Origin of the sequence: Pseudolactococcus insecticola (assembly GCF_011170065.1) — a bacterium.
Taxonomy (GTDB): Bacteria; Bacillota; Bacilli; order Lactobacillales; family Streptococcaceae; genus Pseudolactococcus; species Pseudolactococcus insecticola.
In genome coordinates this window covers 224,491-245,659 of record NZ_BLLH01000001.1, presented here as the reverse complement: position 1 = coordinate 245,659, position 21,169 = coordinate 224,491, and the positions used below count along the sequence as shown (strand labels likewise).

The following is a 21,169-nucleotide window of genomic DNA, read 5'->3' as shown; positions in this document are numbered from 1 at the left end:
CTCCTTATAATCCTGGTAATAACGGAATAAAATCTTTAACGTTATTATATGCCTTCTCAGCCTTACTCATCAGATTATCATCTAGCAGATAATCAATCCCTGACGGCGTTATCTCTATTCTCTTAATATCTAGTCTTCCTTGCGTGCCAATAATTCTCACACCAGATACAAAGCCCTGCTCCTTCATACTCTTCATGATAAATAACCAATATTTTTGATAAATACCAAAGTTTCCAGCCTCAAGCAGTCTAAAATCAATCTCCGTACCATTTTTTAGACTTTCATAGAGGTACTTTAAAATCTGGTACACGATAACGTGATAATCATCTTTTGCCATTATTTTATCTCCTCTATTGATTGAATATCTGGTACTGGTATTGGTTTTAACTGATTGAACCATAAATCTTCATTTTCCAGTAGAATCGTATGTACGTCAACGTCTTCACTATCTTCATAGTCAATAAATCTACCTACAAATATTTTGTTTTTATTAGTTACAACCTTGATAGTTTTCCGTCTAAACGGTTTGAGTTTTTTCACGTCCATTATTATTTATTCCTCTCTAGGGTCAAGTGGAGTCAAATGACTACCTGTCTTTCTAAATGACACCCTCACAAATTTTGTTTTAATTTCTTCTCCAGTTTCAGGGTCTATAAATATCGCAATATAATCATCAGCTTTAAAGATTACAGGCATTGAACTATTGAATCCTTTAGGTAATCGCATTTGTTCTACAATTTTTTGTGATTGCTCGTTGCTTATCATCAGCTTACTTGGTAATGCTTTCCCATCATAGCCTTCTTCTATCAAGTCTTTTTGATAATTGACAACCTTATCTTTCCATTGCTGCGTACCAACAATATGACGATTATTCATATCAGGATTGATGTTCACTTTTTTCTTAAGCTCATCACTCAAATCCTCATAACCGATAGTATTATTATACCATTTCTTTTGCTTGAATTCTTGACTTAATCGCTCAAAAGCTTGGTTATTTGGCTCGTGTTTGAGATTTTGGAAGTGTTCAAAGCTCGGTAGTGTGACACCTTCATTTTGCCACCGTTCATACTGCTCTCTATCGCCTTTTTCCTGCAAGCTTTCAACCGTGTTCGGCTGCTTCTCACTCTCAGCACGATTATCCTTAAACCGATACTTTTTTATCCGCTCATCGCTCATCGTAGGTGGCACAAGCTCAGCCGTACAGTAGCAGTTGTAGTGGACAGGATAGATGGACTTGAACTCATCGACTGTCATGATTTTGCGGTTGTACTTGGCACACTCAGCGTCTGCTTGACCTCTTGCCCGCCAGATGACTAGTCCTTTTCTGTCTTCTTGCTCGACGTCCTCGTAGTAGTCACCGTTTTCAGCCTCACGCAGCACGTCTGCATTTGCCGTTGCAAAGACGTTCATACGATTAAACAGCTTGACTGATGAGCTCATTTGCTTGGCTATCTTAGTCGCCTGACTGGTATCTGTCACGATTTCACCAGTCGCAAGCGCAGACTTCATTTTCATGGCAAAGGCGTCGCGCTTTTCAAACGGGTACCACTTGTTTGGTGGCACGATATAGTTGACGATTCCGTCAGACACGTCGCTAGGACTGTCTGATTTAGCTCCTGTGAGTGTTTTGAGTGAGTTGCGGATAGTTTTGTCGGATTTACTTTCCTGCCCGTAGAAGGCAAGCAGAGCCATCAGAGTAACTAGCTTAGTATCGAGGTTATCGTTAAAGGTCAAAGCGACCGCGAGCAATGCCAGTTGTTTCTTAGTCGTCTCGTCCATTGCCATCGTTTACGCCTCCGATAAGGTTGCTGACCATGCTTGCCGCATCTCCGCTAGTCATTTTAGTCGCCTGCAAACGTCCCAGCTCGTCAGATACCTGCTTGTCAGACCACTCAGGAAACGCTAGACGCAGTTTCGTCTCGTCAGACAGGTAAGTAATCCCGTCAAGCGCCTTCATGTTGTCGTTAGGACTTGACGGCGTGTCAATCTCATAGGTCAGATTAGCGTCATTTAAAATGACCTTAAACACTTCAATCACGCTATCAGCGATATTCTTAGCACGCTGAATCGTTCGATAGAGATAGATTCTGATGGTGTCTGTTGAGACATTGCCTGCAATTTGCTCGAAGTCAGGCAGAGAGAGTGTCGTGTAGATCTCATTGCGCACACGGCTTGACCACTTTTCCCGTGCTTCCGTGTTCAGCGGTGGTGCGATGAAGTCTGCTTTTGGCGTTGCACCGAACGTGCCGTCGCCACCCATTTGTGCCTCAAACGCTAGCACATTGATGGCTTCTTCACCGATGGCCTGCAACTGCTCAGGCGTGATACCCTGCGTGCTATCGATACCCGTGATTGTGAGAATGCTCTCAGCAAATGCCCGCAGGCTGTCGCTATTGTCATTCAGACTATCTGTATAAGCGTTGATGAGATTGATTGCGTCCGCATAGATAGGCTTCATATCGTCTAGCTTGACTAACTGGTACCAGTCAATGCTAAACGTCTCAGGCGTGCCGATATAGCCTTTATTCGCTTGATAGACATATCTGATACCGTTAGCCAGTACCTCGTTTTTATCGTTGATGACGGCGATGACGTTACCTGCTGTGTCAAATATCGGTTCAAAACTTGTCTCCACAGTCACATCAGCATTAGCATAGACGAGACAGTAGCCCATGGCAAGCGTCCGTGACAGTATCTTATACGTCAGATTTGACGGATTAGACCATTTGATGTTAGAGCTAAAAAAATCAACTGCTATCTCATCAAACGGCACATAGGCACCACCTTTTTCAATGCCGAAACTTTTGTGACTGGTCAGCTCCTGCCGATGTTTCATGAAGTCTGCAAGGTCATCAGTCACGATAAAGTTGTGTGGCTTGTAGCCGTTTTGTATCTTGTTTTTCTTGCGCTGCGTGATGTCGTGTTGTATCTGACGTTGCATTTCAGCCTTGCTGTCCATGAATGGCACACGTCTGCCTTCTCCTGCCTCAGCAACTGCAATCTCACCCGTCTGCGTGTCATTTGCGATAGGTGAGCTTGCGGGTGCCCGTCCCATGGACTCCTCTGTAAACTCTATATCTGCCATTATTTTCCTCTGCTCCCTGTTATCCAGTACCCTCTCACTGCGTAGCGCATGGCGTCAAGCAAATGGTCAGGCGTCTTGTTATTCGTCGTGATATTGCCGTCATCATCATAGAGATACTGCCCTATCTCAGAAAGCAGATCACGACTATTCTCGTCTATGTAGATGTCAAATGTTTGCAAAAGCCTCACGCCGTCGATGACTTTACCCTTTGAGACCTCTTTTTTCATTGGCCTAATATTGTAACCCTTTCGCATCAGCTCAGCGTTTGCGATACCGTTGTTGGTATCTGCAAATATCTTGACATCTCGACCTCGTGGCAACATTTGGGCAATGCTATTAAGCGGCAGGCTGTTAGAATAACCTACCTGCATGACGTACAGTACCATTGCCTGTGTATCCACAAACACACGCACGATAGCCGTCGGGTCACCACTCCCACCAGCATTCCCCCAGTCAAGCCCCCACACCTCAGGAATGCCCCGTGGTAAGCCTGTGAATGTTTTCCACTTGTAGACGAGCCCTTGACTATATACCCACTCGCCAAGTGCCTCACGTCGATAGCGGGCAAAGTCAATGTCTTTGAGTTTTAGAAAATGGTCAATGTCTTTTTTTGACAGAAATTTATTATCAAAAATCGTGAAGCTATAAACGCTAGCGCCATATAGATTTTTGTCAATGAAATACTCCTTGACCCACGATGACGTGCCTGCTGGGTTGGTTGAGATGAGTGTCTGATTGTTCGCCTCATACTCAGCAGTCCCTGAGAACGACCCTGTAATCGTCTCATAGGCGTTCCTGTCAATGCTCGTGATTTCATCGAACCAGATAAGATGTAGCCCGCCATTTGAGAAATCAAGTCCTTTGACACTCTCAGGATCATCAGTCCCACGAAATACTATTTTCTGGCCAGTCGCTCTGACTTCTATCTCAAGCGGTGTTTTCTTGACCGTGAAAATGCTTTGTAGCTTCATTTGCTTGATGACTCGTGCCAGTGTCGCATAGGTGCTATCCTTGTGCTGGTTAAAGCTTGACCTGATGACGACACAGTTTATCATGCGATTCATCAGCATAGTCACGATGATCTTCTGCGCCAGTATGATAGACTTACCAGATCGCCGTGAGCCACTGGCAAAGATGACGTCAGACTTATCTTTCATCAGCTTGCTGTGCTTTTTGCTGGCGAATTTCAGTCTGACTTCATTCATCGCTATCGTCCTCGTCCTCATCTTCGAAGACTATCTTAATACCGCCGTCAAGCTTGATTTCTTGTGCTACAGGATAGCGTTTCAGTATCTCAGCAGCCGCACGAGTTTTCTGAACGTTGTTCGGTGGCACCTCTACAACTTCACCAGACTGCGTGACGACCTGCTCCAGTTCTTTGCCAGTCAGAATAGACGACAAAACCGCAAGCGCCATTTCGGCGTCTGCGATTGTGTTTTTTGATAGCTGTTCAAGGTGGGAATCTATATATTGCCTGATGACAGGTTTTAACAAGTTTTCATTGCCTATCTGGTTAGCCGTTTTCTTGCTATATCCTGCGTCAATAGCCGACTGTGTCGCATTCCCTGTCTTGATATAGTTATCCGCAAATTTCCTTTGTTTCGGTGTCATATTCCTCCCTTTTTCGCCAAAATTTGAAGATTGGTCAGTAGTCTTTGGAAAACCACTCCATAACCTTCACGTAAACCGACTTTCTAACTTTTAAACCGCCTGTAATGACTTTCTTGTATGTGATGTGAGTAATGCCAATCTCACGCGCGACCTGCTCTTTGTTTAACTCATTATCTGCCTGCTTGCGTCTAATCGCCTTGGCCTGCTCGGGTGTTATTGTAAACATCGTGTGTGTCTCCTTCCAGTCTAACTATCACGTTTTTAAGCTTTAATCCATGTCGAACAAAATTTTGTAAAACGGTGTCCATTTTCGTGAGAATGTATCCCAGACATAGCCGTTATTTTTCATCGTGTAGCGTTTTCCGCCTGATTCTACGCTTTTTATATTCCTGTATGTATTACGTGCATTTTTGCAAATGTACGCTGTGAATTTGTCATTAGTCATAGTTTTCACCTTCGATATACCTCTCCATAATCGGCATTGATTCATCGTATTCGTCATGGCGTAGCTCCGTCAGGTATTTCCAGTCTTCGAGTACTTCTGCAGCTTGTATAATGTAACCTGTCTCGATATACTGCATGGCTTGTGCTTTCATGACTTCGATTGTTTCGGCATAGTGCTTAGAGACGTATTTTCGTTTTACCTTTTCTTCTTTCTCTTCTCTGTTCATTTTAGGAATTAAACTTTTAAATTTTTCCATGTTCATTTTCTTTCTCCTTTTAAAATCTCGTTGTCCGTGAATATCATAAAATATTTTGCGTCAAATTTTGTATTGCAATCTAGGCAAGTCGTTTCAAACCAGCATATATTCCTATCGTACTGCGGGTGGCTATCTGATAGATCTATAGACCCGCACGCAGGGCAGAGACCTTCTTTGTCATATTTTTGTTCAGTCATTTTCTTTCTCCTTCCACTTCAATCTCAATCCGATACTTCTCGTCACCGCTCAATCCGCCATACGTGAATGTCATGGACTTTATCACCTCGTGATTATCGTCCGTCCAGACGCCTGCGTCGGTCATGCCATCGATTAGCGCTTTGACTGTCGGATAGAGGTTTGGCGGGTCTAGTTTTCTGCGTGTCGGACTGTAGACCGTTATTAGCACCCTACACGGCTTTTTAGGCGAGTAGGGCACATTGACACTGCCTAGCGTTTTCAAGCGTGCCTGCGCTCTTAACTGAGCTGTCAGCTTGGCTTTCACGGCATAGTGCAGGCGGTCATTGCTGCTGATCATCTCTTTCCGTTTTTTCGTGTTTGACAGGCTAAAGCTGACTTTCATCAGTCGCTCCAGTCTTCGAATAGGTCGATATATTGCAGGTTAAAATACTTGATTAGATCCCGCATGACCATCGGCAAGCTTTCTGGAAATGTCTTATTGATGTAGTTATTATAGCGTCTGTTCACAGTGGTGCGACTGCTTGAGATGTCCATCAGTGCTTTTTTCACGCTGATGTTGTACTCTGCTGAGTATCGCTCGACGTTTTCCCAGAAAATCTGCTGTGGGTCTTTGTATTTTAGTGATGTCATGTCTTCACCTCACTAATCTTCGCAAGCGCATCAAGCCTGATTTTCTCAAGCTGAGCAAGCTCTTCTGCGCTGGTCTCGTTTTTGTAATCAGGCTCTGACCACTCTGGCGTTTTACTGCCAACTGGTGCCGTTGTTTTGGCAGTTTGGTAGTCTAAATACGCCTCGTCTGTGATAAACGTTGCCTGATTTTTCAAAAATTTAAAGTCTTGCTTGTCGTATTTTAGCTCTGTCGCTAGATTCTGAGTGCCTGTCATTAGCCGTTTGATCTCATCGTCTGTCAGTTGCTTAAACGCTTCGTAAGCTTCACGTTTCTTTGTTTTCTTGGGGTATAGCTCTGAATATGCTATGAATTTCTGCTTGATTTCTGCTTTTCGCAGGGTTTCTGTTTCTGAGACAGATTCGATTTGGTCTAAACTCGGGCGCTCGATTTTTTGATTAGAATGTTCTACTCTACTCTTATCTACTCTACTCTTATCTACTCTACTCTTATCTACTCTACTCTGTGCGGACAAATTTGGCATAGAGATTAAATCCTGCGGCATAGAGATTAAATCCTGCGGCATAGAGATTAAATCTCTATATCTACTTGGTTTTATACGATCTCGTCTGATTGTATTTTGTTCGCCAAAGTCAACGATGAAATAAACTAATTCATCATTGAGAAGATTGATGAATTTTTTATCAGCTAATTCATCTAAACTATCCTCTCTTGCGCCAATCATTCTGATTACAGGGAAAGCTTCAACTACACCTTCATCATCAGCATTAAGCATTAAGTGAAAATACACTGCTTGTGTTTCAAGCGGCAGTCTCAGAAATTTCTGTGTCTGAATCACTGTTTTGCCAATCATTCTAAATTGTGCCAATTAATTTATCCTTTCTATTTTTCTTTTTAAATACCTATATCGGGCACTTCCCCCGTCGGCGTTCATATTTGTGAGTTGAACTGCGTATTAGACTAAGTAGAAACACTCGACATATTCGCCTAGTTTCCGATAGCAGTTTAACGAGATTGCCCAGCTCGTTCATTTACTTACTCTTGAAATCTTTGACTTGCCAAGTGTAGTTATTTTCTGTCATCCATTGTTTAAACTGTTCTTTACGCTCAAAGCTCTCAATATCTACTGTGATACTCAGCATAGCAGGATATGGATTATTTACCACCTTTTCAGCAACAGGCCTTACAGGCGATTCTGTGGCTTTCTCAGCAGGGTTGAAACTTTCTTCTAGTTTCTTTGTCTCAAACTCTTTTTGTTGCTGCGCTAATCGTTCTTCTCGCTCTTTTTGCGCATGAGCGTCTGCGTTCATTGCTTGCAAGATTTCGGCGATATCAGATCCGCTATTTAGCGCTCTAACGTATGGTTCTGTTGAGAGACCATTCATTTCCGCCATCGTTGCGATACTTGATAAATTTTTATCACGCGCATTGCGTGCCTCAACAGCATTTTGAACCATATAGTCAAGCTCATCTATTAGTGACTTCTTCGGCTTGTAGTCGTCTGTGAAGTTCGCTTTGACAAGCATCTCATCTTTGACGGCTAGGCTATCTTTTTGGAATCCCGCATCAATAGCCATATTTTCTAAAACAACTCGTGCACTATCTGCACGCAGGGCACGTTCGTTTGCCTCTATTTCTTTGATACCAACGTCAATCGTCAGCTTGACATTGACAAGTGATTCTACTGCTTTTTTTAGCCAGTCCTGAAACTCGTCAAGTGGCTGCTCGTAGTCTTTTTTTATATCTTTTCTGCGATCATCTATTGATTTGATCAGTTTGTTTATAGTCGCTCGTGTCGCTTTGTCTGCCTTTAGATTATCTATCGAAGGCGTATATCCCTTATAGTTGCTTACGATTTCGTTGATTGTTTTTTCAAACTTATCACGATCGCCAATGCTGATGATCGCAGGCGTTAATGTGACATTTAAATCTGTAATCAAAATTCAAGTCCTCCTGTCATCTCTGCAACTGGTTCAAGGATTTCTCCTGTTTCAGCGTCAGCTTTGGGCTGTGATAATTCAGCTCTTTTCTTTTCAAAATCAGCTTTTCTTTGCTCAACATAAGCCTGCTTGTCGAAGTTATTGATTTCATCAGGAGTTGGCTCAAATACGCCATTTACTTCTTTTCTTTGTTCTGGCAGCTCATCTTTATCATAGAGATTTCCAAGACTAGGAAAAGCCTCACGAATGGCATTTACAAGTGCCACCTTGCGAATCATAGTCGCTGGCATTGTTTTCCATGTACTTTGACCCTTGCTGTACTCTTTGAGCGATACCACGCTCTCAACTGGCACATCTCGATCATCTCTGTAAATCCTAGCCCAACCACCAATCAGCTCGTCAGTCGGCAAACTGAGCGATCCTTTTTGCTCGACTAACTGACCATCACGCATGACAACGATACCAGCCTCAAAGCCCTTGTAATGTTCGTTAGCCTCAGCTTTTTCCATGAAAGCTTTTTTACTCACAATTGTTTGCGCTGGCGCATTATTGTACTTGACGAGGTACACATCATTTGTGAATGGGTTTAACTTTTGAGCTTTAGCCAAAGCCATGAAATACATGACTTCATCATCTGTCACGTTCTGATTTTTGGCGACATATTGGCGCACAATTTGTGGGCTTAATTTGATTGTTTCGCCATTTACTTCAAAAGATACTGCGCCAGATTGTGTCTGGTTTGTGTTTGCTACTTGATTTGTCATTTTTTCCACCTCATTGATATTTTTTGATAATCTCTATTGCTTCGTCGTAGTCGTAGCTAGCAGAATTTAAGAAAGCTCCTAAATCGTCAATCTTTTCACGAGCTTCATCAAAATAGTTAATGAAAATCAGGCTTTTTATTTCTTCTTTAATCGCGTTCACTGTATCACGGTGATGTTCATCAATATAGTCACGTTTCTTTTCATCTTCTTTCTCGAAATCTTCAATCTCGCTCATCTCACGTTGATATGCTTCTTCATTCATGCGTCTAGCTCCATTTCTAAGTAAGCTGCTGCTTCATCATACGTCATGCGATCATCATCATGACTAGTATCTGCTTTCCAAGCTTTCGACTTGGTAAAGACGTTCGGATAGATCGCTAGCGGGACATTCTCGCCGTTTAGCTGTTTTTTCAGCGATTCAATCTCGGTCTTGAGCTTGTTGTTGACGTCAATCACGACATCGACGTTTTTGCGTGCCCAGACGTTCTCTGAGTTGAGTCGGCTGTTTTCAGCCTTGAGCCGTTCGTTTTCAGTTTTTAGCTGCCAGTTTTGCCACTCTAAATCTGTTTTTGTGATAATGTATTCTTTCATCATTTTTCCTTCTGTGTTATAATAGAGTATAGTTTTTTTACGACTATACCAATTTTGAAGCAACAGACGAACTCGCCAAAGTATGTGTCTGTTGCTTTTTCTGTTGCTCATTTCTAATCGAGCTCACTAGCTTGTAGAATCCTCTAGTAGCGTCAGTGTGTGGTATGACATGATTAGTCATATCATCTACGACTGTTCCGTCAGCTAGTATGTGAGTTACTTTATATGCCAATTAGTGTCCTTTCTAGCTTGTGTGTTCATTTGATATAATAGTCCTATCACAACGAAAGGAGGCAAGCATTTTGAGTAAATTTACTGATGATATTATGAAACAAGTAACTAATAAAGCCAAAAATGAGCTTAATGAACGACTATACGATGTTGAATGTCCTCATTGCAAACATAAAGTCAAAGTTCCAACTGGCAAAAGCTATTGTTCAAATTGTTCGGAAGAAATTGATTTAACTTTAGATTTCGACTTCTAATTCAATTTTTTCCAATTCATCAACTGCATTTTTAAGCTGTTCACTGAGTTCTTCTACTCTTGTGAGCAGTTTTTTTAATCCATCAAGATTTTTGATATTAACTTTAAGATTAACTTCATCCATGCCTACACCTTTCTAGCTTGCGTGTTGCAGCTTGTAAACTTTTCTCGCAATGTTTAGCGACAGGCTTGAGATTGTTTTCTCGTCAATACCTGTCGCTGCACTGATTTTCATGATGGTTTCGCTATTGAGAATCTCAGGACGTTGTCGCCAGCGATATAAGCTATTTGGCTCCACTCCAATTCTTTTAGCGATAACAGATAGTTTCATACCAGAAGTTTCTAGTAAATCATCAAATTCTTTATTTGTCTTCATATTTCCTCCTCTCTAAATTACAGCACGTTAGTTGTAATTTGTCAACTTTTAAAGTAAATAAAACAGCGAACTGAATTATTTACTACTGATTACCCATAGCGCAGATACCAGAACGAGAATTTGAATGATTGAGTCAATAATTTCCGGATAATCAATCAAAAATCCCGCAATAAGCGCAATAATCTGAGCTACCAGCACTGCAATTAAAAATGCCAATTGAATTTTGTTTTTTTTCATCTCTATGTTAAAATGGACGTACACCAAAGCCTAGGGCTTATGCCCTGCTTTGGCTAATTGTTAGTCGTTGTTCTTATCATCTTTTTTCAATACTTTAATCATTGTGGCGATTGTAAGTATTTGAATGATAAGCTCAGCGACTTTTTGAATGAAGTCCATTTCAAGCTTCCTTTCCTTACTTGATAAATCTATTATATCATGTTTGTTGTAACTTGTCAACACTAAAAGTTTACTTTTTACAACTTTTTTTATTTACTTTTTGCAACTTTAGCGTTATAATGATTTTAAGGAGACAAAATGAGTAATATAATATTTGCGACAAAACTAAAACAGCTGCGTAAAGAAAAAGGGCTAACAATGGAAGAATTAGCCAATAAAATTGGACGAACAAAATCAACTATTTCTCGTTGGGAAAAAGGTGAACGTTCGCCAAAAATGTTTGAAATGGTAAAATTAGAACAAATTTTCGGCATTCCTGCGGAAGAAATTATGTACGATGTAACTGCTACTTCTGATTCTATCATTGCACAAATTTCCGCAACTTCATCAAAACTTCACGAACCCCGCCAAGAAAAAGTGCTGACATTCGCCAAAAAAGAACTATCCGAACAATCGTCAGAACAAGACACCAGCATACACGAGGACGCACCCAGCTATGATTACACCTACTACGACCAAGCGGTGTCTGCGGGCACAGGCCAGTATCTAGGCGAGACGCACAGGGAAACTGTCAGCTTGCCTGTCAGCTATGACGCCGACTTTGTCGTGCCTGTCTATGGCGACTCAATGGAGCCTGACTATCATGACGGCGACTACATCTTTGTAGAGCAGACATACGAGCTCTCTGACGGCGATATAGGCGTGTTTGAGCTTGATGGTGGCGCCTATGTGAAAGAGCTGCGACTAGACGGTATGAGCGGCTCCCTGCACAGTCTGAACGCCAAGTATGATGATATTGCCATCACGCCAGATCGTGATTTCAGGATTATTGGTAAGGTTGTTGGGCGGTATGGCGGATTCCGTTAAAAATAGAAAGGAAAACTATGGAAAATTTAAACGAAAAGCTTGTTGATACGCATAAATATTCTTATGAAAGTGTAGTTATTTCCGTTCAAGAGCGATTGAAGAAAAGACAAATTAAATTAGGTTATGAAAAAGGGTTCAATACATACGTTTTGAGTCTTGTTATTGATTTCTATCATATTAAATTTAATGAAAAGTATGCTTATGAGCACGTTATTGGAAAACAACATCATTTTACTTACTCTCAACAATTTATTGATTTTATCGTGTCTGAAATAGAAAAAGCTCCCAACAATTTTGTTGAAAGCTTGAAAAAATCGAAATAAAAAAAATAACCCCAGGCACATAGGAATGCTCAGCACCGAAGTGCCTACCCCATTATGGGACCCAGCGATAATCCTTCACAAGTTATCTTTATGACTTTATTTTACCATAACAACGTGAAAAATCAATAGAAATGCAAAATAAAAATATAAAATATTTATTGACAAAAGTAAAATCCAAACATATAATTAGGGTAATCTATTCAAAAGGTGCGTTACAGTACCAGCAAAACCCGATTACCGATTGTTTTCGGGTTTTCAGGTATTTAGGATAAAAAATTATGACATAAAAAACATTTATTTAACAACTTTGAATGCAAAAAAAGCGTTACTCATTCCCTCGCCAAAGTGTCTGAGCAACGCTATCCACGTAATACACTATCGCTAGTGTTTTTACTATACTATTTTATCACAAAAGGAGATCTAAAACATGAAAAAAGTAGCGATTTATTGCAGAGTTTCGACAATGGAGCAGGCTGAGCACGGCTACTCCATCGGCGAACAGATTGACAAGCTGAAAAAATACTGCGAAATCCACGACTACACGATATATCACGAATATGTGGACGCTGGTTTTTCTGGCGCAAAACTTGACAGGCCAAACATGCAGCAACTCATTTCTGACGCTAAAAAGCATAGATTTGAAGCTGTGATTGTCTATAAATTAGACAGGCTTTCCCGAAATCTTCAAAATGCACTGTATCTCATCAAGGATGTTTTTAAATCAAATGATATTTCATTCGTTTCAATGAGCGAAAACATTGACTTATCGACGGCATCTGGCGAACTAAACTTCAATATGTTCGCAAGTTTTGCTGAGTTTGAGCGAGCAAATATTCGTGATCGTATGGCAATGGGTGCTTATGCCCGAGCAAAAGCTGGCAAATGTGCTGGCCCGTCTCGCACGCCGTTTGGCTATGATTATGACGATGGAATATTGCGGATAAATCCAGTCACAGGCCCGATTGTCAAAGAAATATTTGATATGTATCTGGACGGGTTATCACTGGCAAAGATACTGATTAGACTGAATGACGGCGGATTCGTCGGTAAAGTCAGGCCTTGGAGATTATCAACAATATACACAATAATCAGGACAAAGACATACGCTGGATTCATCAAATATCATGATGAATATTTCAAAGGACTTCATCAGCCTATTATTTCAAGCGACGATTTTGACGAAGTTCAAAGACAGATTAAAATCAGACAGGATGAAGCCTATAAAAAAACGAACTCAACACGGCCATTTCAGTCGAAATACATGCTATCTGGTTTACTCAGATGCGGAAAATGCGGGCAAAGGCTGACTATCATACAATATGGGAAAACGGACAAAAAAGATAAAACTTACAAAAATAAGAAATATCAGTGTGTCGGAAAACAGGGCTCCTATAAAAAAAGAACTGGTAGAATCTTAAATCCAGAACGCTGCGAGAGCCCGAATTATGACCTCTTTGATCTTGAAGACGAAATACTGACAACGCTGGAAAAGTTGAAACTTGACAAGCTCAAAATAAATGAAGAACCATCGCAAAATGACTTGATTGTCTCACGAGCAGAAACTGAAATAAAAGATACAGAGGAAAAGTTAAAAAAGATAGTTGACCTATATCTAAACGATAACATCGACATTAGTATTTACAGTCAAAAGAAAAACGAATATGATCTTAAACTTGCTAATCTTCAAGCAACACTGAAAGAAACGAAACATACCGAAAAGCCTTTGAAAAAAGATGAGGCGATAAAAATGCTCACTGATCTTTCGGATATAAGAAAAATCAGCTATGAAAAACAAGCTGATTTAGTAAAACAATTGATTAACAAAATTGTTGTAAACCCTGATGAACTCAGCGTTTTCTGGAACTTTTGAAATTAACAATATTTAGTTTGTGCGACTCTGTTAGTCCCGATATCCAGTCCGATTGTATAATTTTTCTTAGCCATTTTCCATTCCTCTTTATTTCGCTTTTATCTGATATATACCATATATTATAGCATTAAAATGCGTGATTTACTGATATTTGCCGTACTATCTGTTAGTTTTAGTTTTAACTCATCGGATAAACAAGATTCTCCCAAACCAAAAAAGCAAGCAACTAAAGTCACTTGCATTTTTTAGTTAAAAAGTTGCGATACTCAAAGATTTTCGCCAACATGTGCCAGCAACTCTGCTATGCCAGCAGGTTTTGTGCCACCTGCCATAGCTAGGTCGGGCTTACCGCCACCGCGACCGTCGATAAATGGTGCGAGGGCTTTGACTAGATCGCCTGCCTTGCGTGTTTTCGTGTTGCTTGCGACTAAAAGATTGGCTTTTTCGCCAATTTGCGCTGCAAGTACGAGAATATCTGAGCTATTTTTTTGTTTCCAGATGTCTGCCAGATTGCGAAGGGCACCCGCGTCGTTTGCGGTCACTTTCGCTGCGATAAAGCTTGTGCCATTTGCTGTTTGAACATTTTTGAAGATTTCGTCAGACTGTGCCGATGCCATTTTTGCAGATAGACTTTCGATTTCTTTTTGCGCAGTTTTGAGCTCAAGCTGCAGATTTTCAACCTTGGCAACAGTCTGCGCTGCTTGTGGTGATTTGACCAAAGCTTGCACGTGTTTCAGGATGTCTTCTTGTTCTTTAAAGGCTTCAAAGGCTTTTTGACCTGTCAATGCGAGGATGCGGCGTGTGCCTGAGCCGATACCTTCTTCTTTGACGATCTTAAACAGGCCAATCTCACTCGTGTTTGCCACGTGCGTGCCGCCACAAAGCTCAATAGAATAGTCGCCAATCGTAACCACACGGACAACCTTGCCGTATTTTTCGCCAAAGAGTGCCATTGCGCCCATTTCTTTTGCCGTTGCCACGTCTGTCTCAACAGTCAGGACGTCAATCGCATGCCAGATTTCTTCATTAACTTGGCGCTCGATTTCAGATAGCTCATCAGCTGTAACTGCTGCAAAGTGCGTGAAGTCAAAGCGCAAGAAATCCACTTCATTGAGTGAGCCCGCTTGCGTTGCGTGGTTGCCTAGGACATTGTGCAAAGCTGCATGGAGCAGGTGTGTCGCTGTATGATTTTTGATGATACCGTTTCGGCGTTTTTCATCAATGGCAAGCGTGTAAGTTTCGCCTTCAAACAGCTCCGTCAGGATTTCGACAGCGTGCAAAGGCTGACCATTCGGTGCTTTCTGCACATCTGTGACGTTTGCGACAACATCCCCTGCGGCGTCTTTGATCACACCGTGGTCGGCGACTTGACCGCCCATTTCCGCATAAAACGGCGTTTGCGCAAAGATGACTTGCGCTTGACCTTTGGCCGTTTTGACCCGTTTATCATCTTGGACAATGGCGATGAGCTCTGACGACAGGTGTTTTTCCGTGTAAGAAAATGCTGAGCTATCTTGGAGTGCCGTCAGAACCTCTGATTGCTTGTTCATCGAGCCACCTTTGACGACGGCTGCACGGGCACGCTCTTGTTGCGCTGTCATCGCCGCTTCAAAACCAGCGTGGTCGATCGAGAAGCCCGCATCTTCTGCCAATTCTTCTGTCAGCTCAACTGGGAAGCCATAGGTATCGTAAAGTTTGAAAATATCGCTGCCAGCAAGGGTTGTCTTGTTATCAGCCTTGAGTTTTGCGATAACTTCATCAAACATCTTGCTGCCTGCGTCAATGGTGCGAGCAAATGTTTCTTCTTCACGCTTGACAATTTTCTCAATGAAATCACGTTTTTCAAGCACTTCTGGATAGTAAGAAGCCATGATCTCACCGACGATTTTGACAAGTTTGTAAAGGAATGTGTCATTGATACCGAGTTTACGACCGTGCATGACAGCACGACGTAACAGGCGGCGCAAGACGTAACCACGACCTTCATTTCCCGGAAGTGCCCCATCGCCAATGGCAAATGACAGCGAGCGGATGTGGTCAGCAATGACTTTGAAACTCATGTTATCGCCGTAAGGGTCATAAGTCTTGCCTGACAACTGCTCAATCTGGCGGATAATCGGCATAAATAAATCCGTTTCAAAATTGGTATGCGCTCCTTGAATAACGGCAACCATACGCTCTAAGCCCATGCCCGTATCAATATTTTTGTGTGGTAATTCTTTGTACTCGCTGCGCGGCACGCTCGGATCCGCATTGAACTGGCTGAGTACAATGTTCCATATTTCGATATAACGGTCATTTTCAATGTCTTCGGCGACAAGTTTGATGCCGATATTTTCAGGGTCAAAAGCTTCCCCACGGTCAAAGAAAATCTCAGTATCTGGACCGCTCGGACCAGCACCAATCTCCCAGAAATTATCCTCAATCGGAATCAAATGATCGGGTTTAACACCAACCTCAATCCAGCGATTATAAGAGTCCTTATCGTCAGGATAGTAAGTCATGTAAAGCTTTTCAGCTGGGAAATCAAACCACTCAGGGCTTGTCAAAAGCTCAAATCCCCAAGCAATCGCTTCTGTTCTAAAATAATCCCCGATTGAAAAATTACCCAGCATTTCAAACATGGTATGGTGACGCGCAGTTTTACCGACATTTTCGATGTCATTTGTGCGGATAGCTTTTTGGGCGTTTGTAATCCTTGGATTTTCTGGAATGACTGAGCCATCAAAGTATTTTTTGAGCGTCGCAACGCCTGAGTTAATCCAGAGCAAGGTCGGGTCGTTGACTGGTACCAAGCTCACTGACGGCTCGATTGTGTGACCTTTTGATTGGAAGAAGTCGAGGAACATTTGACGAACTTCTTGTGATGTCATTTTTTTCATGAGTAGTTTCCTTTGTTTGATTTTTGTTTATTGTTTATTGTGTTGATATGGGTTCGACTATTGTGAAATAATTCACTATATAAAAACAAATACCCTATCGCAAGCAAGGGGCGCAAAACCGCGGTACCACCCTCATTCACGATAAAGTATCGTCTTCATTTTTGTTTGATAAGGCAGAACACTGCCGTTTTATGCACTATTTTCATTCAAACATGACCGCTTTCACCACCGCTGTCTCTCTGTTTTTAGTCTGATGTTTTTATTTTGATTCTGATGTTGATGTTGATGATGCAGTACTTGAGCTGCTTTCTGATGATGCGCTTGAGCTTGCTTTTGTTGAAGATGAGGCTTTGCTGCTTGATGATGTGCTTGTTGCTGTTGTTTCATAAGCAGAGAAGATTGTTGCAAAAGCAGTCGGTTTCACTGTGACATTATATTTTGTTAAGTAAGTTGCAATGATGCCATTAACAAAAGTTGTGTCATTTTGCTTAGTCGTTTCGATGATGGATTTGAGTTCTGACTTGTATTTTTTCCAGTCAGTACCCTTGTCTGAATTTTTGATCATCTTGATAATGTAGTAAGACTTTTCACCTGTCGAGCTATCTGTGACAGCAACTGGTTCAGCTGAGACAGCACCGTCTTTTAGTTTCCAAGCAGCCGCTTTTACTTCATCAGGGACTTGTGTGTTTGCTGAATCAAACTTGATTTCTGCTTTCTTTTCTTTGGCTGTTTTGTCAAAGTCAGTAGCTGATTTGTTTGCTTCTGAGATTGCTGTCTTGGCATCAGATTCTGACGTAACTGACAAGATATAAGCGTCAACTGTTGGGTGGAATGTCTCAAAAGCTGTTTTATACTCAGCTGTTGTGTACTTGATTTCCTTGTTGACGGCTGCTTTCAAAAGCAATTGTGAGCGAATCGAGTCTTTATACGACGTTTCAGTGTAGCCTGCTTGTTGCAAGGCTGATGCAAATTGCGTACCGAGTGACGTTTTTTGAGATTGAAATTCAGCTTCAACTTTTTTTGTTGTCACTTTTTTGCCAAATTCTTTTTCAAAAATCTTGTCAAATGTCATGTTTTGCAGCAATGTTGTTGTCCCAGTTGTTGGGTATTCTTGTGCTTCTTTGTAAAGATCGGACACACGAATGGTGTCACCTTTCATCGTAATCACGTCAGTGTTCGATGTATCTTTCGAACAAGCAGCAAGCATGACTGCAGCAAGACCAGTCACAGCAATAGCGCCAAGTTTTTTCAAATTCAAAATATTAATACCTTTCTTAACGTCTAACTTTATCAGATAGACTTGTCATTCGTGACTATTATATCATATTTTTGTTTGAAAATCTTATCTCAACCTAAATCAATCGTTTCTTGCAGCTTTCGGATCATCAAAATCCCATCTCCAAGCGGTACTAAAGTTGCGTTCAGTCCAGGATTATCAAGCGTAGCATCAAACAATTTGTGCAAGCCACGATAAATGCCACGTTGATTACGCTTGATATCTGCGATATCTTTTGTCACATCGCCACCTTGAAAGACATCATCAATGACAATGATGCCACCAACCGCAAGATTTTTCAAAATTTCTGGTAGAAAAACAATATATTTTGACTTGGCCGAATCCATAAAAGCAAAGTCAAACGTCTCAGTCAACTCTGACAAGACATCTATCGCATCTCCCTCTATTAGCGTGATTTGCTTGCGACTATCATATCTAGTGAAATTTTCACGCGCAAGTTCAGCCATCTCAGGATTACGCTCAATTGTTGTCACGCTCGCGTCTTGTGCGCTATCTGCCATCAAAAGTGCTGAAAAACCAATAGCAGTCCCAACTTCAAGAATATGTTTAGGCTGCAAACTTTGTAGTAAAAATTGAAAATAAACCACTGTTTCATGCGGAATAATTGGCACATTCTCAACATGCGCAAACGCTTCAACTTCACCTAGAAAACCGTCCAGCTGATGCTGTTTATTCCGCATAAACGCAACAATTTCTTGCTTGACGACAGGACGTCTCATATTGTGATTTGAGTGGGCGTTATAAGATTTGACGACTTTTTCATCAAGCTCTGCGTCTGGTGTCAGATGTACCCAATAGTGTGCAAGTCGTAAGTTCTGACCATCTTCAGTGATGGCGGTGATTTTATCAAGCTCCCCACCATTTTTCTCAATCGTTCTGCGACTAAATGCATCTATCTCATTTGTCGTTATCATAATATCAAAAATACCACGTTTGCGATATTGCGCAAAGGCAAACTGGATAAGTTCAGTCATGATGCCTTTGTTTTGATAGCTTTTAGCTATCTCAAAATCAATATGCCCACCGTGCTTAAGCAGTGTCCCCTTGTCAAGCTCCCAGCGACAGGTGATGCTAGCTGCAAGCTCACCATTAGCCAGAAAATAATAATAGGTCGTTGCCGTCGAATAATCGAGATGAGTTGCGACAGTTTCCTGAGTCTTACTTTCTGCGACAAATGCTGCAAAATCTGTCACTTCTTGCACCTTTACGTCAGGACTTTTTTCACGTAACAAAGCTGCCTGAAATCGCATGAATGCTGCTTCATCTGTTTCCTGAATCGTTCTAATTTCTGCCATTTTCATGTTACTTGTGCGCACCTTTTTTAACAAGACTTTCAAGCTCATCTAAACGTGCTTCAAAGACTGCAAAAGCGTCATTGAGATATTCCTCACTGATCATGTCAACACCGGCACGTTTGATGACGTCAAGCGGGTAGTCTGAGTTTCCAGCACGCAAATAATCAAGATAGTTCGCTTTGTCAGTTGCTGTACCATGGACGATTTTCTTCGCTAGGGCACTTGCTGCAGCAAAGCCTGTCGCATATTGGAAAACATAGTAATCATAGTAAAAATGCGGGATTCGAGCCCATTCATACTGAATTTCAGGATTATCTGTGGCTTTTAAGTCATAATATTTTTCATTTAGCTCTGCGTAAAGCGTATTCAGATAATCACTCGTCAGAACGGTCCCATGTTGATCAGCCTCATGAATGGCATGCTCAAACTCAGCAAACTGAGTCTGACGAAAAACAGTTCCTTTGAACCCGTCCAAATAATGATTGAGCACAGCAAAACGCGTTTTATCATCTGTCACTTCAGAAAGCAAAGTCTCCGTCAGAATATTTTCATTGGTGGTCGACGCAATTTCAGCAAGGAAAATGCTATAATCACCGTAAACATAAGGCTGCGTCGTCCGTGTGAAAGTTGAATGCATGCTGTGGCCCATCTCGTGCACGAGCGTAAACAGATTATCAAGCGTGTCATGCCAATTCAACAGCATGAAGGCATTGGTATCATAGCTCCCGCCAGAGTAGGCACCACTGCGTTTCCCTTTATTTTCTTCAACATCAATCCAGCGTTCGTCAAAGGCTCGTCTGACTTGTTTAAGATAGTCATCGCCGAAAATTGCAAGCGTTTCTTTTGCTTTTTCAACTGCTTCAGGATAGGTGAACTTGTAATCAAGCACTGATAACGGCGCATAGACATCCGACATTTTCAGCTCTGAAAGTCCTAAAATATCAGCACGTATGGCCATGTAGCGATGCAGCAAAGGCAGGTGTTTATTGACCGCCGCAACCAAAGTATCGTACACCGCCTCAGGCACGTGATTATGTGCGAGTGCTGCTGCTCTGGCAGAACTATATTTGCGTGTTTTGGCAACAAAATTATGCGCTTTCACATTGGTTTGCAACGTTTTCGCATAGGTATGTTGATATTGCGCATAGACGCTGTAAAGCGCTTTATAGGCCTTTTCACGAACATCACGATTGCTTGATTCCATGAGCGAGACGAAGTTTCCATGCGTGAGTTGCACGTCTTCACCCGCTTCATTTTTGACCGTTGGAAACACAATATCTGCATTGTCCAAGATTTCAAAAGTTTCGCTACCACTGCCAAAAATCTCACTTGCGCCTGCAAGCAAGGCTTCTTCGGCATTTGACAAGACGTGTGCCTTGTTAGCTAGAAGTTTGTCAAAAAAGTGTTGGTAGATTACTAAGTCTTTATTTTCCGCGACATAGCTTGATAAGGTTTCAGATGACAAAGCCATAAATTCTGGCTCGTAAAAAGCAAATACTTCGCTGTATTTCGCCTCAAGACTGGTCACTTTAGCCTGATATTCCTGATAAAGGCTGACGGTCGTGTCCTGGTCATTTTTCATCGACGCATAAACAAACAGCTTTTCGACCAAACGGCTCAGCTCGAGCAAGGCTTCTGTCACAAAAAGCAAGTCTGCCGAAGACGCTGCAAGGCGTCCTGTCAGATCACGCGCCGCGTCTATTTTTGCATCAACACGCGCAAGTTCCGCCTCAAAATCCGCATCCGTCTCAAAAATACTCGTCAAATCCCAAGTCTTTTCAACTTTTATCTCATTTCGTTGTTTCACCATCTGCATTGCCTCCAAGTTTGATATAGCTTTATTTTATCATAAATAGCAGCG

General features: G+C 41.7%; 28 protein-coding genes and 2 pseudogenes. 4 read left to right on the top strand and 26 right to left on the bottom strand.

Annotated elements, in window-relative coordinates; all coding sequences use genetic code 11:
- Nucleotides 1-4: 4 nt before the first annotated feature.
- The 18 genes from Hs20B_RS01285 to Hs20B_RS09870 form a co-directional block, all read right to left on the bottom strand.
- Nucleotides 5-337 carry a YjcQ family protein gene (locus tag Hs20B_RS01285; RefSeq protein ID WP_172354794.1) on the bottom strand — a complete coding sequence of 111 codons (333 nt, stop codon included), beginning with the start codon at nt 335-337 and terminating at the stop codon, nt 5-7.
- Nucleotides 337-546, bottom strand: coding sequence for a hypothetical protein (locus Hs20B_RS01280; RefSeq protein WP_172354792.1), 210 nt, complete (start codon nt 544-546; stop codon nt 337-339). The genes Hs20B_RS01285 and Hs20B_RS01280 overlap by 1 nt, the downstream gene beginning before the upstream one ends.
- Nucleotides 547-552: 6 nt before the next feature.
- Nucleotides 553-1,785, bottom strand: coding sequence for a polymorphic toxin type 50 domain-containing protein (locus Hs20B_RS01275; RefSeq protein WP_172354791.1), 1,233 nt, complete (start codon nt 1,783-1,785; stop codon nt 553-555).
- The gene (locus tag Hs20B_RS01270; RefSeq protein WP_172354789.1) at nt 1,763-3,085 is read right to left on the bottom strand and encodes a phage portal protein; all 1,323 of its coding nucleotides are present in this window, start codon (nt 3,083-3,085) and stop codon (nt 1,763-1,765) included. The genes Hs20B_RS01275 and Hs20B_RS01270 overlap by 23 nt, the downstream gene beginning before the upstream one ends.
- A complete protein-coding gene (locus tag Hs20B_RS01265) occupies nt 3,085-4,290 on the bottom strand; it encodes a PBSX family phage terminase large subunit (protein ID WP_172354787.1) in 1,206 nt (401 codons plus the stop codon). Before Hs20B_RS01265 ends, Hs20B_RS01270 begins: the two co-directional genes overlap by 1 nt.
- Nucleotides 4,283-4,696: a terminase small subunit gene (locus Hs20B_RS01260; RefSeq protein WP_172354785.1), complete on the bottom strand. Its 414-nt coding sequence runs from the start codon at nt 4,694-4,696 to the stop codon at nt 4,283-4,285. The genes Hs20B_RS01265 and Hs20B_RS01260 overlap by 8 nt, the downstream gene beginning before the upstream one ends.
- 34 nt (nt 4,697-4,730) lie before the next feature.
- A complete protein-coding gene (locus Hs20B_RS01255; RefSeq protein WP_172354783.1) occupies nt 4,731-4,922 on the bottom strand; it encodes a recombinase family protein in 192 nt (63 codons plus the stop codon).
- Between the two features lie 42 nt (nt 4,923-4,964).
- The gene (locus Hs20B_RS01250; RefSeq protein ID WP_172354781.1) at nt 4,965-5,141 is read right to left on the bottom strand and encodes a hypothetical protein; all 177 of its coding nucleotides are present in this window, start codon (nt 5,139-5,141) and stop codon (nt 4,965-4,967) included.
- On the bottom strand, nt 5,134-5,367 hold the full coding sequence (locus tag Hs20B_RS01245) for a hypothetical protein (protein ID WP_172354779.1): 234 nt from the start codon (nt 5,365-5,367) through the stop codon (nt 5,134-5,136). The genes Hs20B_RS01250 and Hs20B_RS01245 overlap by 8 nt, the downstream gene beginning before the upstream one ends.
- 32 nt (nt 5,368-5,399) lie before the next feature.
- Complete coding sequence (locus tag Hs20B_RS01240; protein ID WP_172354777.1) at nt 5,400-5,594, bottom strand: hypothetical protein; 195 nt, start codon at nt 5,592-5,594, stop codon at nt 5,400-5,402.
- Nucleotides 5,591-5,977 carry a RusA family crossover junction endodeoxyribonuclease gene (locus Hs20B_RS01235; protein ID WP_172354775.1) on the bottom strand — a complete coding sequence of 129 codons (387 nt, stop codon included), beginning with the start codon at nt 5,975-5,977 and terminating at the stop codon, nt 5,591-5,593. The genes Hs20B_RS01240 and Hs20B_RS01235 overlap by 4 nt, the downstream gene beginning before the upstream one ends.
- Nucleotides 5,977-6,225: a hypothetical protein gene (locus Hs20B_RS01230; protein ID WP_172354773.1), complete on the bottom strand. Its 249-nt coding sequence runs from the start codon at nt 6,223-6,225 to the stop codon at nt 5,977-5,979. Before Hs20B_RS01230 ends, Hs20B_RS01235 begins: the two co-directional genes overlap by 1 nt.
- Nucleotides 6,222-7,091 carry a hypothetical protein gene (locus Hs20B_RS09630; protein ID WP_191088431.1) on the bottom strand — a complete coding sequence of 290 codons (870 nt, stop codon included), beginning with the start codon at nt 7,089-7,091 and terminating at the stop codon, nt 6,222-6,224. Before Hs20B_RS09630 ends, Hs20B_RS01230 begins: the two co-directional genes overlap by 4 nt.
- A 163-nt stretch (nt 7,092-7,254) precedes the next feature.
- Nucleotides 7,255-8,163 (bottom strand): DUF1351 domain-containing protein, encoded by a 909-nt coding sequence (locus tag Hs20B_RS01220; protein WP_172354771.1) that lies wholly within the window; start codon nt 8,161-8,163, stop codon nt 7,255-7,257.
- Nucleotides 8,160-8,927: a phage recombination protein Bet gene (gene bet / locus Hs20B_RS01215; protein ID WP_172354769.1), complete on the bottom strand. Its 768-nt coding sequence runs from the start codon at nt 8,925-8,927 to the stop codon at nt 8,160-8,162. The genes Hs20B_RS01220 and bet overlap by 4 nt, the downstream gene beginning before the upstream one ends.
- A 10-nt stretch (nt 8,928-8,937) precedes the next feature.
- The gene (locus Hs20B_RS01210) at nt 8,938-9,189 is read right to left on the bottom strand and encodes a hypothetical protein (protein WP_172354767.1); all 252 of its coding nucleotides are present in this window, start codon (nt 9,187-9,189) and stop codon (nt 8,938-8,940) included.
- Nucleotides 9,186-9,521: a hypothetical protein gene (locus Hs20B_RS01205; protein ID WP_172354765.1), complete on the bottom strand. Its 336-nt coding sequence runs from the start codon at nt 9,519-9,521 to the stop codon at nt 9,186-9,188. The genes Hs20B_RS01210 and Hs20B_RS01205 overlap by 4 nt, the downstream gene beginning before the upstream one ends.
- A 40-nt stretch (nt 9,522-9,561) precedes the next feature.
- Entirely contained in the window at nt 9,562-9,750 is a 189-nt protein-coding gene (locus Hs20B_RS09870; RefSeq protein WP_371863827.1) for a BOW99_gp33 family protein, read from the bottom strand.
- Nucleotides 9,751-9,820: 70 nt separating this feature from the next.
- Here Hs20B_RS09870 and Hs20B_RS01200 point away from each other — a divergent pair, with 70 nt between their 5' ends.
- Nucleotides 9,821-10,003 carry a hypothetical protein gene (locus Hs20B_RS01200; RefSeq protein ID WP_172354763.1) on the top strand — a complete coding sequence of 61 codons (183 nt, stop codon included), beginning with the start codon at nt 9,821-9,823 and terminating at the stop codon, nt 10,001-10,003.
- Here Hs20B_RS01200 and Hs20B_RS01195 read toward each other — a convergent pair.
- The 3 genes from Hs20B_RS01195 to Hs20B_RS01185 form a co-directional block, all read right to left on the bottom strand.
- Nucleotides 9,986-10,126, bottom strand: coding sequence for a hypothetical protein (locus Hs20B_RS01195; RefSeq protein ID WP_172354761.1), 141 nt, complete (start codon nt 10,124-10,126; stop codon nt 9,986-9,988). The two genes, Hs20B_RS01200 and Hs20B_RS01195, sit on opposite strands and share 18 nt — an antisense overlap.
- A gap of 12 nt (nt 10,127-10,138) precedes the next feature.
- The gene (locus Hs20B_RS01190) at nt 10,139-10,378 is read right to left on the bottom strand and encodes a helix-turn-helix domain-containing protein (protein WP_172354759.1); all 240 of its coding nucleotides are present in this window, start codon (nt 10,376-10,378) and stop codon (nt 10,139-10,141) included.
- Between the two features lie 75 nt (nt 10,379-10,453).
- Nucleotides 10,454-10,594, bottom strand: coding sequence for a hypothetical protein (locus Hs20B_RS01185; RefSeq protein WP_172354757.1), 141 nt, complete (start codon nt 10,592-10,594; stop codon nt 10,454-10,456).
- Between the two features lie 318 nt (nt 10,595-10,912).
- On the opposite strand from Hs20B_RS01185, the gene Hs20B_RS01180 reads away from it, so the two are divergent.
- The 3 genes and pseudogenes from Hs20B_RS01180 to Hs20B_RS01170 all read left to right on the top strand — a co-directional run bounded on the left by Hs20B_RS01180 (nt 10,913) and on the right by Hs20B_RS01170 (nt 13,834).
- A complete protein-coding gene (locus Hs20B_RS01180; protein ID WP_172354755.1) occupies nt 10,913-11,641 on the top strand; it encodes a S24 family peptidase in 729 nt (242 codons plus the stop codon).
- 44 nt (nt 11,642-11,685) lie between these two features.
- Nucleotides 11,686-11,964: pseudogene (locus tag Hs20B_RS01175) on the top strand (DUF3644 domain-containing protein); the annotation flags it as partial.
- A gap of 427 nt (nt 11,965-12,391) precedes the next feature.
- Entirely contained in the window at nt 12,392-13,834 is a 1,443-nt protein-coding gene (locus Hs20B_RS01170; protein ID WP_172354751.1) for a recombinase family protein, read from the top strand.
- Between the two features lie 266 nt (nt 13,835-14,100).
- Here the strand turns inward: Hs20B_RS01170 and alaS are convergent, their stop codons facing one another.
- From alaS to pepF, 5 genes and pseudogenes are all read right to left on the bottom strand, one after another.
- The gene (alaS, locus tag Hs20B_RS01165; RefSeq protein WP_172354749.1) at nt 14,101-16,716 is read right to left on the bottom strand and encodes an alanine--tRNA ligase; all 2,616 of its coding nucleotides are present in this window, start codon (nt 16,714-16,716) and stop codon (nt 14,101-14,103) included.
- A 259-nt stretch (nt 16,717-16,975) separates the two neighbouring features.
- Nucleotides 16,976-17,974, bottom strand: coding sequence for a peptidylprolyl isomerase PrsA (locus Hs20B_RS01160; protein ID WP_228407422.1), 999 nt, complete (start codon nt 17,972-17,974; stop codon nt 16,976-16,978).
- An 89-nt stretch (nt 17,975-18,063) separates the two neighbouring features.
- Nucleotides 18,064-18,732: an O-methyltransferase gene (locus tag Hs20B_RS09670; RefSeq protein ID WP_172355172.1), complete on the bottom strand. Its 669-nt coding sequence runs from the start codon at nt 18,730-18,732 to the stop codon at nt 18,064-18,066.
- Nucleotides 18,733-18,888: 156 nt separating this feature from the next.
- Nucleotides 18,889-19,263: pseudogene (locus Hs20B_RS09665) on the bottom strand (GNAT family N-acetyltransferase); the annotation flags it as partial.
- A gap of 52 nt (nt 19,264-19,315) precedes the next feature.
- On the bottom strand, nt 19,316-21,118 hold the full coding sequence (pepF, locus tag Hs20B_RS01145) for an oligoendopeptidase F (RefSeq protein WP_172354747.1): 1,803 nt from the start codon (nt 21,116-21,118) through the stop codon (nt 19,316-19,318).
- Between the last annotated feature and the right edge of the window lie 51 nt (nt 21,119-21,169).